Origin of the sequence: Paenibacillus sp. FSL R10-2734, from assembly GCF_037963865.1 — a bacterium.
GTDB lineage: Bacteria > Bacillota > Bacilli > Paenibacillales > Paenibacillaceae > Paenibacillus_AQ.
Window position 1 is genome coordinate 7,249,690 of the sequence record NZ_CP150170.1, and the last position, 14,741, is coordinate 7,264,430.

The 14,741-nt window shown below is 46.7% G+C and carries 13 protein-coding genes; 4 read left to right on the forward strand and 9 right to left on the reverse strand.

Features of this window, described 5'->3' with window-relative positions; genetic code table 11:
• Positions 1 to 103: 103 nt before the first annotated feature.
• Together NSS67_RS31390 and NSS67_RS31395 are read left to right on the forward strand one after the other, a co-directional pair.
• Entirely contained in the window at positions 104 to 1,048 is a 945-nt protein-coding gene (locus NSS67_RS31390; RefSeq protein WP_339317688.1) for a YafY family protein, read from the forward strand.
• Positions 1,049 to 1,145: 97 nt separating this feature from the next.
• Complete coding sequence (locus tag NSS67_RS31395; RefSeq protein ID WP_339317689.1) at positions 1,146 to 1,457, forward strand: zinc ribbon domain-containing protein; 312 nt, start codon at positions 1,146 to 1,148, stop codon at positions 1,455 to 1,457.
• Between the two features lie 129 nt (positions 1,458 to 1,586).
• On the opposite strand, the gene NSS67_RS31400 is transcribed toward NSS67_RS31395, so the two are convergent.
• Both NSS67_RS31400 and bcp read right to left on the reverse strand, forming a co-directional pair.
• Positions 1,587 to 5,870: an acyl-CoA dehydratase activase-related protein gene (locus tag NSS67_RS31400; RefSeq protein WP_339317690.1), complete on the reverse strand. Its 4,284-nt coding sequence runs from the start codon at positions 5,868 to 5,870 to the stop codon at positions 1,587 to 1,589.
• Positions 5,871 to 5,993: 123 nt separating this feature from the next.
• Complete coding sequence (gene bcp / locus NSS67_RS31405; protein ID WP_339317691.1) at positions 5,994 to 6,500, reverse strand: thioredoxin-dependent thiol peroxidase; 507 nt, start codon at positions 6,498 to 6,500, stop codon at positions 5,994 to 5,996.
• A 66-nt stretch (positions 6,501 to 6,566) separates the two neighbouring features.
• Here bcp and NSS67_RS31410 point away from each other — a divergent pair, with 66 nt between their 5' ends.
• A complete protein-coding gene (locus NSS67_RS31410; RefSeq protein ID WP_339317692.1) occupies positions 6,567 to 7,610 on the forward strand; it encodes an LCP family protein in 1,044 nt (347 codons plus the stop codon).
• 135 nt (positions 7,611 to 7,745) lie between these two features.
• A complete protein-coding gene (locus tag NSS67_RS31415) occupies positions 7,746 to 9,062 on the forward strand; it encodes a glutamate-1-semialdehyde 2,1-aminomutase (RefSeq protein ID WP_339317693.1) in 1,317 nt (438 codons plus the stop codon).
• Positions 9,063 to 9,136: 74 nt separating this feature from the next.
• On the opposite strand, the gene NSS67_RS31420 is transcribed toward NSS67_RS31415, so the two are convergent.
• From NSS67_RS31420 to NSS67_RS31450, 7 genes are all read right to left on the reverse strand, one after another.
• A complete protein-coding gene (locus NSS67_RS31420; protein ID WP_339317694.1) occupies positions 9,137 to 9,757 on the reverse strand; it encodes a hypothetical protein in 621 nt (206 codons plus the stop codon).
• 176 nt (positions 9,758 to 9,933) lie between these two features.
• Entirely contained in the window at positions 9,934 to 10,485 is a 552-nt protein-coding gene (gene def, locus NSS67_RS31425; protein ID WP_339320757.1) for a peptide deformylase, read from the reverse strand.
• A 100-nt stretch (positions 10,486 to 10,585) separates the two neighbouring features.
• A complete protein-coding gene (locus tag NSS67_RS31430; protein WP_339317695.1) occupies positions 10,586 to 11,878 on the reverse strand; it encodes a stalk domain-containing protein in 1,293 nt (430 codons plus the stop codon).
• A gap of 127 nt (positions 11,879 to 12,005) precedes the next feature.
• Positions 12,006 to 12,266, reverse strand: a complete 261-nt coding sequence (locus tag NSS67_RS31435; RefSeq protein ID WP_339317696.1) for a hypothetical protein — start codon at positions 12,264 to 12,266, stop codon at positions 12,006 to 12,008.
• Between the two features lie 15 nt (positions 12,267 to 12,281).
• Positions 12,282 to 13,166 (reverse strand): inositol monophosphatase family protein, encoded by an 885-nt coding sequence (locus NSS67_RS31440; protein ID WP_339317697.1) that lies wholly within the window; start codon positions 13,164 to 13,166, stop codon positions 12,282 to 12,284.
• Positions 13,167 to 13,405: 239 nt separating this feature from the next.
• Complete coding sequence (gene uvsE, locus NSS67_RS31445; protein WP_339317698.1) at positions 13,406 to 14,413, reverse strand: UV DNA damage repair endonuclease UvsE; 1,008 nt, start codon at positions 14,411 to 14,413, stop codon at positions 13,406 to 13,408.
• Positions 14,410 to 14,727, reverse strand: a complete 318-nt coding sequence (locus NSS67_RS31450; RefSeq protein ID WP_339317699.1) for a hypothetical protein — start codon at positions 14,725 to 14,727, stop codon at positions 14,410 to 14,412. The genes uvsE and NSS67_RS31450 overlap by 4 nt, the downstream gene beginning before the upstream one ends.
• Positions 14,728 to 14,741: the final 14 nt, after the last annotated feature.

A 14,741-nucleotide genomic window follows, 5' to 3' on the forward strand; every position in this document is an offset into this window, starting at 1 on the left:
TCGAATTATTAATTTGTGACAATGCTTTATTTCCAAGGATTTGCTAAGATGTAGTACATCATCATTACATAACGAAATTATCCGAAAAGGAGGGCTCTGCCTTTTGAAAATCGATCGATTGCTCTCTATCGTCATTCTGTTAATGAACCGGCGTCTCATTCAGGCGAAGGAGCTCGCCGATATGTTCGAAGTGTCCGTTCGCACGATTTACCGTGATATTGAAAGTATTAATGGAGCTGGAATTCCTATCGTTACCTATCAGGGAGCGGGTGGTGGCATTGGCCTTATGGAAGGCTACCGATTAGATCGCAATGTATTGACTGACCGCGAGCTGGCTGATATTTTCACGGCACTGCAAAGTGTCTCCTCTTATGGCGGAACTGAACACACCCTGCTCATGGAGAAGATCAGTAGCGTAATCCCACCCTCACAGTCCGCCGCTTTCCGAAGTAAAACAACCCAGCTTATCATCGATTTCTCTCCCTGGGGGCTTCAGCCTGTGCTAGAAGAGAAAATTGCGATTTTAAAAGAAGCACTGGAAGAAAACAGGACTGTAGCCTTTGATTATGTAAATGCCGAAGGACAAACCAGCCAGCGTTCTGTCGAGCCCTATACTTTAGTCTTAAAAGGACAGACGTGGTACTTATATGGTTACTGTCTGCAACGCCAGGATTTCAGATTATTCAAGCTACTTCGTATGAAGGGACTCGTTAAAGAAACCAGGGAATTCATACGAGAAGATAAGGATATGCGTGAGCTACCCTGGAGCACTGATTATCAGAGAGTGACTTCAGCCGCAGCAGTTACGCCAATCCTTCTGCACTTCACACCTGAAGGCAGACATCTCGCGGAAGATCGCTTTGACTCCACGGAGCTTCAGCCGGACGGACACGGTGGATATAATGTGTCCATTCATTATCCCGAGGACGGATGGCTCTATGGCTTCTTGCTCAGCTTCGGAACGTCCATAGAAGTGCTAGAACCAGAGCATATCCGTCATAAGCTGGGGGAGCTGGCTATTGGCATTGCCAATAAATATACAACCTAATCCTAAACTTGACGGTATGTCGTCAGCTTCATAGTTCTATACTGAACTTAAAGCGAGTGTTCATAAGCTTCGCATACTTTTAAAAGGAGTGTTGAATATGGAACAGGAACATGTAGGGCAAGAACAAGGCGAACTGAAATTTTGTCAGAGCTGTGGGATGCCTATGCCGACTGAGGAACTACTTGGAACGAATAAAGAAGGCGGAAAAATCGTGGATTACTGTGTATACTGCTATGAAGGTGGAGCATTTAAACAGCCTGATATTACGCTGCAAGAAATGGCCGACATTTGTACAGGCTACTTGGTCGAAGAAGGAATGGACGAGGCCGTAGCCCGTAAATTACTCGCTGAACAGCTGCCTCATCTGAAACGTTGGAGTGTCGCAGCCGAATCATCCTCAATGAACTAATACGTAGCATAAAAAAGAAGCTGCCCATAAGTAGCATTCACTACTTTCTAGGCAGACTGAAAGCGGACCAAGTGAATTCTTGGCCCGCTTTTATTGTGGCGATTAGTCTATTAAGTTGTCTTAATAAGCTCAGGACAAGCTGAGTGAGCCTTCAAGTAGAGTCTGCTTTAGAGGCTTAACTGATTGTTCCAAATCAGATAAAGCATTCCCTTCCTGACTGCTGGCAATCGACATCATCAGCTTGATCCGATTCGCTTGATTAACAACACTAACTCCAGCATCATAATCAATGGCGACGATATTTGCGCCCGGATATAATTCCTTAAGGCCCTTAATCATCCCTCGTCCGGTAATATGGTTAGGTAAGCAAGCAAACGGCTGAATACAAGCAATATTATTCACACCATTATCCAACAGATCCATCATTTCTGCGGTCAGGAACCATCCCTCACCCATTTGATTACCTACGGACACTAGTCGGCTGGCCTTCTCAGCAAGACCATAGATATTCTCCCGTCCTTTAGCTAGTCCCGCATCCTCAAGCGCAACCTTTATGGGCTTACGGTAAATTTCCAGATAGGAGATCAGCATAGGATTAATGTATCCCAGCCGTTTGCTTTTGCCGAATTGTTCAGCTTTGTAGATCGGATTATACACGCAGTAAAAGATGAAATCCAAGAAGTCCGGCATTACCGCTTCCCCACCCTCAGCTTCAATCATCTCGATGATGCGATTGTTGGCATCTGGGTGGAATTTAATCAAGATTTCTCCTACAATCCCGACTCTCGGTTTCGTAACACCTGTAACGGACAGCTTGCAGAACTCCGCAACGATTTCGCGAATCAGACGTTTATATTCTCGGAACGAGAAGGTGGCTAAGCTGGCCTTACAGCGCTCCATCCCTTTGCGGAATAGGCGTTCTGCACTCCCTGGAACAACTTCATGGGGTCTGAAATGATTTACCATCCGCATCATAAGATCGCCATAGCAAGCCGCAGCAATCAGCCGATTCGCCAGCTTAAGACTGATACGGAAGCCTGGCTGGTTCTCCATCCCAGAGGCATTCAGCGAAATCACAGGAATTTGTTCAAGATCTGAGTCCTTTAAGGCTTTGCGCAGCAAAGAAATATAATTCGTCGCCCGGCAGCCTCCACCCGTCTGTGACATGATTACAGCGGTACGATTCGGATCATAGTCTCCACTCTTCAACGCTGATAGAATCTGCCCTATCGTTACAATCGCGGGATAACACGCATCATTGTTAACGTATCTAAGACCTTCTTCGGTCTCTTTAGGTCCAGTGGTCTCAAGTATCTTAAGACGGTATCCCGCATCACGAAAGACCTGCTCAAACAATTCAAAATGAATAGGTGACATCTGCGGTGCAAGGATCGTGTACGTTTCTTTCATTTCCTTCGTGAATGCAACATTAGCCTGGACTTTAGGCGGTTTCTCTGGCTGCACCTTCCCTTTTTCCCGCTCACGCATTGCTGCCAGCAGCGAACGCAGCCGAATGCGTGCTGCACCAAGGTTGCTGATCTCATCAATTTTGATCAGCGTATATACTTTGTTATGTCTCTCCATAATGTCTTGCACGGCATCACATGTAATCGCATCGATCCCGCAGCCGAAGGAGGTTAGTTGGACAAGCTCCAGATCGTTTCGAACTGCGGCAAGGCGGGCCGCGCGGTACATGCGGGCATGGTAGGTCCACTGATTAACAACCGCCATATCCCCTTCACTTCGGTCCAAATGGCAGACAGAATCTTCTGTCAGTACAGCGAGTCCCATCCCGGTAATCATATCTGCTATGCCATGGTTAATTTCAGGATCCGCATGATAAGGGTGACCACAGAGAAGTATTCCCTTATTACCAGTGCTGGAAAGATACGCGAGCGTCTCTTCACCTTTGCTACGCACATCACTTTTGGCGCGATCAGCCTCTGCAAGTCCTGCCCGCACGGCTAACGTAATCTCTTCTCTTGGAATACCCGTAAATGTCTTCACAAGTCCTTTGATCAGTGCAGATCGATCGTCGAAGGTCAGAAACGGACTGACCAGCTTAATTCCATTCTCCTTTAAACCGTCCATATTGTTGCGAATGACTTCAGGATAAGATGCGACCACCGGACAATTGAAATGATTATCCGCTGCTTCATCCTCCTTCTTCTCATACACCACCGCAGGATAAAAAATAAAATCGACACCTTTACCGATTAAGTTCTGCACATGTCCGTGCGCCATCTTCGCAGGATAACAGATCGATTCTGAAGGAATCGTATCCATCCCACTTTCATAGAGCTTCTTGCTTGATTTAGCAGAAAGAATAACCCGATAGCCAAGCTTTGTGAAAAAAGTATGCCAAAATGGGTAATTCTCGAACATATTCATTGTCCGTGGAATACCGACAGTGCCCCGTCCAATATCGGCCTCCGGTAAAGACTCATAATCGAAAAAACGCTCATATTTATACTGCATTAAATTCGGCAATACATTCTTCTCTTTCCTGCCTCCTGCACCTCGCTCACAACGATTGCCTGTAACGTAGAAGCTCTTATCCGGGAACCGACTGATCGTTAACGCACAGTTATTCCCACAGCGGCCACAGCGACCTGAAGATACCTCGTACTTAAAGTTGGCTATTTCCTCCGGGCCAAGCAGTGTACTTTTCCCATCGACCCCCGCTTGCTCACGAGCAATCAGTGCACAACCATACGCCCCCATAACGCCAGCAATATCCGGTCTGACTACAGTTCTCCCTGTTAGGCGCTCAAAGGCCTGCAATACAGCTTCGTTATAAAAGGTGCCCCCCTGAACAATAATATTTCGCCCTAGATCCTCAGGGTTGCGAATTTTAATTACCTTTTGCAGGGCATTCTTAATTACAGAATAGGCGAGCCCTGCCGAAAGATCGGCCAGCGACGCGCCTTCCTTCTGAACCTGCTTCACTTTAGAATTCATGAATACCGTACAGCGCGACCCCAGATTAACTGGTTTGGTCGCTTCGAGTGCTGACTTAGCGAACTCCTCGATCCCCAGCCCGAGCGCAGAGGCAAAGCTCTCCAGGAAAGAGCCGCAGCCTGCCGAACAGGCTTCATTGAGCATCAGACTGTCGATAGCGCCGCCACGGATCTTGATGCATTTCATGTCCTGTCCACCAATATCCAGAATAAAGTCTACCTCTGGCATGAACTTAGAAGCGGCTTTGTAATGAGCAACCGTCTCCACTTCACCGCCATCCGTCCACAATGCGGCCTTGATTAATCCCTCACCATAACCTGTCACATAAGAGCCTGCAATATGACAACCTTCAGGTAGAACCCGATACATTTCCTTCAGTGCCTCACTCACAGAATACAAGGGGTTCCCCTTGTTGCTGCCATAAAAGGTATATAGAATTTCGTCAGCAGAGCCGGTCAGTACAAGTTTGGTTGTTGTTGAACCAGCATCGATCCCCAGATAGCAAGGGCCACGATAAGCAGCCAAGTCTGATCTGGCAGCAGAGGCTTTACCGTGACGAAGACGGAACGCAGCAAGCTCAGCGGGGTTCTCAAACAACGGCGGTAATTCAGCATCCTCGGCCCGATCCAACGTAAAATCCACGGCCGCAATTCGTGCCAGCCAATCTGAAAGCGGCAAAACGATTGGATCAGCCTCGGAAAGTGCAGACCCAATCGCTACGAAATACTGTGATCGCTCAGGAAACAAAATATCCGACTCAGCAAGCGCAAGCGTCTCAGCAAAACGCTGACGCAGGGCTGACAAGAAGGTTAGCGGACCACCAAGAAACGCCACCCTTCCACGAATCGGACGGCCGCAGGCGAGACCACTTATCGTCTGATTGACGATACTCTGAAAAATCGAGGCTGACACATCCTCCCGGCGAGCGCCCTCGTTCAGCAGCGGCTGCACATCGCTTTTAGCGAATACACCACAGCGTGAAGCTATGGGATAGATTCGCTCATGCTTCTCCGCCAATGCATTTAAGCCTGCCGGGTCGGTTTGTAGCAGCGATGCCATCTGATCGATGAATGCTCCCGTTCCGCCCGCGCAGGCTGTATTCATACGTTGCTCAATGCCACCTCGAAGATAAATAATCTTGGCATCCTCACCGCCCAGTTCAATCGCTGTATCGCATTCCGGGATCAGCTCGCCGATCGCCTTCGTACAGGCGATTACCTCCTGAACGAAAGGCACGCCTCCGAGTTTGGATAAAGACAACCCTGAGGAACCGCTTACAGTAAGACTTACTTCCCTCTCTAGAAATCTGTCCCGTACGTCAGATAGAAGAGAGAGGGCTGCTTTTTTTATGTCGCTATAATGTCTTACATAGTCCTGATAAACAATAGTATTACGCTCTATAACAACCAATTTTGCAGTAGTTGATCCGATATCAAGGCCAATACGCAGCATTATCACTACACCACCTCGTCTTGCTCCAAATTTGAAGCAATTATGAGGAAACTATATCATGACAATACCTTATGAAAGCTGTTAAAAATGTAACAGACTTTTACAAAAAGTTATTAACAAACTTTATGATTTGGAAATCCCTGCTATGGTAGATGCTACATGACCTTTCACTCGTACTTTCCGCCATTCTTCGATTAAAATTCCCTGCTCATCAATTAGAAAAGTAGAACGTACTATTCCCATAAATTCTCTGCCATAGAGCTTCTTAAGCTGCCATACCCCGAACATTTCACTGACCTTATGATCCTCATCAGACAACAGTGGAAAGGGCAGACTATTCTTCTCCGTAAATCTCATATGCGATGCCAAGGGATCTGGACTGATGCCTAGAACAACCGCACCAAGCGTAGTAATCTGGTCATGGGCGTCACGGAACTCGCAGGCCTCCTGCGTACAAGCTGGTGTCATATTTTTAGGATAAAAATATAAAATGACCTTTCGGCTCAGATAATCACTTAAACTAACCTCTTGCCCACTGGAGGACGGAAGGGTGAAATTCGGTACTTTTTGTCCAATAGCTACTACGTTCAAGTTATATCCACTCCTTCTTGATATTGGTGGATTGAGCATGAATTGCGCGTATCCCCAAAAGAAATTATAATGTAGAGAATGTGAATGCGAAAGGAAGAACGAGAAATGCCACCTAGAAAGAGAAGGCACGCAAAGACTGGTACGTCAAAAAAGAAACCGATACTTTGGACGCTGGCCATTATACTCCTACTTATTATCGGTGGGGCCATTTACTACTTTACAACCATTTACGCTGAGCTTGGCAGCATGTCGAACACCGAGAATTCACCATTTAAGAATGCTGAAACCGTTGATGTTGACACTCCGGAGCCTCCAAAGTGGGAAGGTACAGAGCCTGTTAATATACTACTAATGGGTGTGGATGCCCGCGGTGTCAAGAAGGGGGAAATCCCTCGTTCAGATACGATGCTCGTCGCTTCACTAGATCCCGTGAAGAAGAAGATCAGCGTATTCTCCATCCTTAGAGATACGTATGTTTCGATTCCAGATCACGGCAAGAAACGTATTAATTCAGCTATAATTTATGGACCTAACACGGCGATGCAGACCGTAAGCGATTTGCTTGGCATCCCGATTCAATATTATGTCTACACAGACTTCCAAGGATTCATCAAGCTAGTAGATGCCGTTGGCGGTGTAGATTATGAAGTCGAGAAAGATATGGTGTACAAGACCATTGCAGACGGTCCCGAATATGACATTGATCTTAAAAAAGGATATCAGCATCTCGACGGCAACAAGGCACTGCAATATGTACGCTTTCGGCATGACGCTACCTCGGACTTCACTCGGACCGAGCGCCAGCGTGCATTTCTCAAGGTTGTGGCTGACAAACTAATTCAGACCACGTCCATTATCAAGCTACCGAATATTTTGTCTCAAGTTACGCCTTATATTGAAACCAATATGTCAGTAAATGATATGTGGAAGCTGGCAACCGTTGGGTATGACAGCACTATGAGTGGTAGCGCGCAAATTCCACCGATGGATCTGCTCAAAGAGGAGAGCGTTGACGGAGCACAAGTCATAGGCATTCGCAGTGAGAATAAATTAAAGGAATTTGTTCAGGATACCTTAAAAGGCCCTGAGCCAACACCTTCACCTTCACCGGAAACCAGTACAAATAGTAACACTAGCGGAACCCAATAAGGTTCTTGACAAGCAACGTTCACAAGTAGACACAGCAGGGAATCACCGTTACTTGGTATAATACGGGCGGACAGCGGAAATCACCGTTGTTCGCCCGTTCCCATGAGCATCGACAAACGAAAGGATGATCACACTATGAATCGTTCCACATCAGAGCAACTTTATCAGGAAGCCCTTCAACATATCGTCGGAGGTGTGAATAGCCCCTCCCGTTCCTTCAAAGCCGTTGGCGGCGGTGCACCCGTATTTATGAAACGCGCCAGTGGATCTCACTTCTGGGATGAAGACGGCAACGAATATATAGATTATCTACAAGCTTATGGCCCGATCATTACCGGCCATGCTCATCCTCACATTACGAAAGCAATCACTACAGCTGCGGAGAATGGTGTACTTTACGGAACCCCGACCCAGCTCGAAATCAAGCTTGCTAAAATGCTAAAAGAAGCTATTCCTTCCATGGATAAAGTACGGTTCGTCAATTCCGGCACAGAAGCGGTTATGACTACCATTCGTGTAGCTCGTGCTTATACAAAGCGCAGCAAAATCGTGAAATTCGCTGGCTGTTACCACGGCCACTCCGATCTGGTGCTCGTAGCAGCAGGATCTGGACCTTCTACGCTTGGCATTCCGGATAGTGCCGGTGTTCCAAGCAGTATCGCACAGGAAGTAATCACTGTTCCTTTTAATGATCTAGATAGCCTGCGAGAGGCACTGGAAAAATGGGGCGAAGATGTCGCCGCTGTCATGGTTGAACCGATCGTCGGCAATTTCGGTATGGTTATGCCTAAGCCTGGTTTCCTCGAAGAACTATGCAAGCTGGCTCATGATAACGGCTCACTCGTTATTTATGACGAGGTCATTACCGCTTTCCGCTTCCACTATGGTTCCACACAGACTTATGCAGGACTTGATAACCATGAAGACATTACTCCTGACCTTACAGCACTCGGCAAAATCATCGGTGGCGGCTTGCCTATCGGTGCTTACGGCGGACGTAAGCATGTGATGGAACAAGTAGCTCCACTAGGACCGGCTTACCAAGCGGGAACCATGGCGGGAAATCCTGCGTCCATTTCCGCTGGGATTGCCTGTCTGGAAGTGCTGAGTGCAGAAGGCGTATACGATGAGATGGAACGGCTTGCGATTCGTCTTGTCGACGGACTTCAGGAATCGGCAGACCGTCATGGCATCCCACTGACGATCAACCGCATCCGTGGTTCATTCTCCACTCATTTCTGTGATCATCCAGTTACAAATTACGATGAGGCACAGGATACAGATGGCGAATTGTTCGCTAGCTTCTTCCGTCACATGTTGAACCGTGGGATCAACTTGGCCCCTTCTAAATATGAAGCTTGGTTCCTGACCACAGCGCATACCGTTACGGATATCGAAGCTACACTAATTGCAGCAGAAGCGTCCTTCCGTGCTATGGCGTCTGAGAAATAAGACTTTAATTACTGCCACTGAATATACTAAAACCTACCACCAAGTTTCTGGTGGTAGGTTTTTTTGAATAAGCATTATTCGAAATCGACTTGCTTGTCCAATATAACCTCCGTCATTGCAGGTCCAATCATTCGGTCTTCTCCAGGTATTAAGGAAAAATAAACATCCGCCAGATCCGTTGGTAGCGGTGGTGAGATCAAGAACTGCATTTGTGTATTGGCGCCCCCTCCGTGACCTCCATGCGGTTGGATTTCATAGGTTCGCTCACTCATAATCTCCAATGTTAAAGCGGCTCTAAGATGAACATGCTCCACAGTTTCTTTTAAATACTTAATCTCCACCGTAACTATACTAAGCGCTTCATACTGCATAGCATGTGTCAGTGTATACTCGCAATCTTCGAGGACTGTCCGCTTCACAATTGGAAGTACACCGAGTAGTAAGCCGGGCTCTTCCCAATATTTTCGTCTAGGCACAGCCTCATTCAGACTATGTATATACTTTACAATCTGAGAAGTATCCATCTCGAACCTGGCCGCCCATTCCTCAAGGAGCTCACTCTCGGGGGAAAACCGTTTTTTTCCTGTTATAGCTTTACGTTCCTGAATCAATGATAAAATCTGCTCGTCAATCTTCTTAACCTCATCATTGTATTCGTTGACTACGCCTCTTATTGGTATTCTGCTCCAACCCATTTAAAAGCCTCCTTCTGATAATAAAATTAATTTCAACCCATTAGCTATAATGGTAACTCCTTTGGATTATTTTGTAAAATAATTGAATTCATTCAATCCTGCAAATAACAAAAAAAGCGTGTGTCCATCAGCTATAAGCTGTAAGATCACACGCTTTATGATTCAGAGATGTTCTTTTACTCGTACAAGTTGCGGATTTCCACTCCCTGAGGAAGCTTGAATGGATGCTCCTTATTGATCCGGTCGTAGAACATGATTCCGTCGAGATGGTCAATCTCATGCTGGATGATAATAGCTTGGTAGCCCTTAAATTTAAGAACAACCACATTACCCTCAAGATCAAATCCCTTTACCTTTACAGATTCATAACGAGGTACAAATCCATGCACCGGTCGATCAACGGACAGACACCCCTCACTCTCTGGTAAGTACACCATGGTTAGTGAGTGACTGATGATCTTAGGGTTAACCCAAGCATGCTCTACGATCCTCCCTCTCTCGTCCGTAGAATACATCACGAACATACGCTTCGTAAGGCCGATTTGATTCGCCGACAGACCTACGCCAGAGCGTAAATTGTATTCTTCGGAAATCTCTGGGTCCTGACTGTTCTTCAGAAACTGAAGCATACATTGCAAAGTCTCACGATCCTCCTCCTTTAAAGGAAGCTCCACGGGTTCTGCTACGGTACGAAGCACGGGATGGCCTTCCCGTACAATATCATCCATGGTGATGATATATTCAGCTGTAAATTTTGAACTAGACAATATTCCATCCACCTTTGCCTTACGGGCTTAATTTAAACTACTTATGATATAATATGCAGATTTATGGATTTATGAAAGCAGTACGCAGTTTGCTACTGTAATTAACATCGAAGCCAAGTCCTGTTGCCAATGCGGCAAGGGGAAGATAAGTTTTATCTTCTTTGCCTACCTTTTGCAGAAAAGCAGGAGTATCAATGGCTACATTCTCTCCATTCACCTTAATAAATTTGCTGCCGATAGTGATTACAACAGTTCGTCCACCGTACACGATAGTTGCGCTGGAGGTTTTGTTATCCCACTTCCCGCTTGCTCCCACAGCATTTAGAATATCTTTAAGCGCCAAGAAATTCTGGCCATTCTTAAGGATAGGCTTATTAGGTGTATTTAGCTCTACGCCCTTCACAACAATCGACATAGGTACAGAAGTCGAAGCCATCGTAGCTACAGTAGGGACGCGATACTCTCCCCAGTGTAATTCAGCAAAGACTTTAGCAATGGTCTCGTATCCGAGCTGTGTAGGGTGAAAATCTGCTTGCCCCGCTCCAATAATGTGCGTCAGCGAGCCTTCCGATCCAGCAAACTTTTCTGTTACATGTGCTACTTGTACCTTTGCACCCTCTTGATTTACGCTTGCGGCCACACGATCTGCTGTTTCTGTAAATTGGGCTGCTGCTGTCATCAATTTGGTGTACATCGCACCAAGAGCGATCTTAGGGGCAGGCTGATATTGGTCAGCCAGTATAATCGTCGCTTGTGGATTTACCGCACGAATATTCTCCAGACTTGCCTTCACATTCGTATTGTAATCCGCTAGCTTCTGCTCTAGCTGGGCTTGGAAATCTGCATCCGTCAGTTCCTTAACCTGTAAAAACAGACGACTTACGTCATTCCCTCCAATTGTAATGGTAATCAGATCGGCTTCCTTTAGTTCTGCTGCGATCTGTGGGGTTAACTTCACAAACTGGTCCATTCTCGGATCAGGCAGACCTGGCTGAATTTGTTCAGAGGTAATCGCTGAACCATCCTTAATCGCTCCTGTATAATTACGTAATCCAGCCGTAGTCAGTCCTAGAATACCATAATTAGTTAGCTCACTTCTGCCATGATACCAACCCTGCTCGAGCAGTCTTTCCGCATAGCCATATGGCTTGGTATTCACATCTGTCATTCCTGGCTCATATCCAGCAGTAATGGAATCGCCGAGAGCTACGATGCGGAAGACATCCTGCCCCGAGTCTTGCGATACAGTCGTGTCAGCCGCATTTGCCGATCCAGCACCTACACTGATCAGCGCGGATAACAATAGCAGGCTGCTTGTGCTCGCTGCCAAAATTCGTTTCCACTTACTCAGCATCGTATCCCTCCCAAATTGTTCTAACTCCCATTCTACCATCCCTGTTAGTAACGCAAAAGAGCGGCTTCCCATAATCGGGAAGCCGCCCTACGAATTACTATTATTCACAAAGCTGAAAACGATTGTATTACTCTTTATCTGAATCCTCTTGAGAATTCAAATGCTTCCCAGCTCGCTCCAGATACTTATCATAGCGGTCGTCTAGCTCGTGTCCAATCTTACGATAACGCAGCGTTTCCTCCACAATAGGATCCATTGTGGTCTGGATACGGATTTCATACTTCGGAGAGATTTCACGAATTTCTTTAGCTGTACGGTCGTCCTGTTCCATCTCGCCATCTATCAACATTTCGCTTAGCTTGCGTTCCAGATCATCCTTCTCGCTCATGATGCATCGTCCTCCCTAAAGCTTATATCCTGTTGCTTCAGCATTCTTTAGTGACGAAACCAAATATTCGTGAATGTGACCATTACTTGCTACTACATGACGAGTGCCAATATCGTATGGACGCCCAAGAGTATCTGTGATTGTACCGCCTGATTCGAGTACAAGAAGTACTCCAGCAGCACAATCCCAAGGACTTAAACCTACTTCCCAATATCCGTCTACCCGACCTGCTGCCACATAAGCCAAATGTAGAGCGGCCGAGCCTCCTGCACGAATACCACGAATCTGCGGAAGAATGCTCTGCAGTCCTGCCATGTTCACAGGCTGTGCAAATTCACGGTCCGGCGGAAAGCCCATAGCAATCAAGCTATCTCCAAAAACGCTCTCCGTAGAAACTGAGGTAGGAACACCATGCATATAGGCTCCCTTACCTTTTTCGGCGACGAACATTTCATCACTTATCGGGTCGTAAATTACGCCAACCGTTAATTCTCCACGAATCACCAAAGCAATGGAGACACAGTAAAACGGAAATCCGTGTACAAAATTAGTCGTACCATCTACAGGATCTACAATCCACAGATATTCATGCTCACGAGCTTCTTCCAATGCAGCGGTTGCTGCTGCTGCTCCCGGCGATACGCCTTCCTCACCGAGGATCGCATGGTCTGGAAAATGCGTCAGAATCAACCTGCGGATCATCTGTTCAACACCTTTATCTACTTCAGTAACCAGATCCTGTGCAGAAGTCTTCGTACTAAGTTCCTTCACCAGGCCTTGTCTGCTCTTTATCCATTCGCCTGCTTTGGCAGCAGCATTAATGGCTACTGCCGTATGCCCCTTGCTCGACACTACATAGGGCTCACGTTCGTTCTTACCCTCTGGTTTTAAAGGACTCATATCTTCACTCCGCTTCCTTGAACATAATCGCCATTGGCATGAAATTTAAAGAAACCCTATTCACAATACCGTGCAATACGTCAAAACGTTCTCAAAGTTCCGCCATAAGGGATACCCAATGCTCATATGATCCCTTGAATGTTAATCGTAATAAAGTTTCATTCAACGTACCCTATTTCAAGTTACATATCAAGTCATGATATGGCCCGTATTCAGGACCTATCGCCTTATTTTCATTGTTAAGGTTCGATATTCACACTTGCCCCATTTAATAGGGAAATTCCGTTACCGGCATCAGCCAGCTCTTTCATTGCTTCCATCAATCCAAATAATGCACCATCTTTATGTTTCGCCTCAATCATAACATCTACAGCAGGGGTATCTGCGGCAATACGCTTTAAAAAAGCTACTAATGGCGCAGGCTCCACGCCATCTGCATGGCTGCGTGGATCAGACGGACTGCGCGGACTGGATACATGAATCTTGGGCGGCAGAAGCACTCCCGAAGGGACATCCTTCTGTGCAAGCTCGCTCTGCCATGTCTGCTGAATGTCAGGCCACAGCTCCCAAGGGAGCTCTCCTTCATTATTCACCCATTGGTGGTGAATATCCAGCACCATCGGCAGCCCTACATTCTGGCAGACCGATAATGTTTCCGGGGCTGTGAAGGTCTTATCATCATTCTCCAGCGTAATACGCGCCTGCATCGCTGCTGGCAACTCGCGAAAATGCTCCTCAAATCGCTTCGCGGCTACGGGCTTGTCCCCATAAGCTCCGCCAATATGAATATTATTCTTCGCCATGGCAGGTAGTCCCATGGCATCCAGCATGTCGGTGTGGTGCTGTAAATCCCTTACGGAACTCACTAGCACCTCAGGACGGGGTGTACTAAGCACTGTAAAGTGATCAGGATGAAAGGACACCCGCATCCCATGCTTTTTCACAAATTGCCCCACCTCCGCGAATTCCTCAGCGAGCGCGATAAACGGATTCCAGTCCTGTAAATCAGGATGCGTCGCCAAAGGAATTAACTTGGAGGTGAGACGGTACACGAAGATGTCCGAAGCAATATTATGCTTCATCAGTCGCAGCGTATTATGCAGATTCATCCGAGCGATATTCTCCAAACGCCGAAGTGCCGCTTCGCGGTCATCCAGCTTTTTGAAGGAGGTCATCGTCATGGTCTTGGATGGGGAGCAGTCTTTAATAACCGTGGACATCGCTACATATCCAAACCGGACAATCATCCCTGCGATCCAAAAAACATTTCATCTGCTAGTGCAGTCTGTACTCTGGACTCTTCTTCATTCAATTTACGCACGAGCTCCATTTCAACCGCTGTAACCTCATGCCCCTGAAAATTAATCTCTGCAATGGAGGCTGAGATTTTGACAATTGCTACGGCTACATTCTCAGGGGTGTAGGCGAACACCTTCTGACCCGTCGGATACACGCGAAAGCCCTGCTTCACCATTTTGGTACGCCCATACTCCAGCAGCTCGTACAGCTCTTGTTCATTCTTGAACTTGCAGACAGAATTGAATTCGGTTTGAAAACCCATATTTCTCCGCTCCT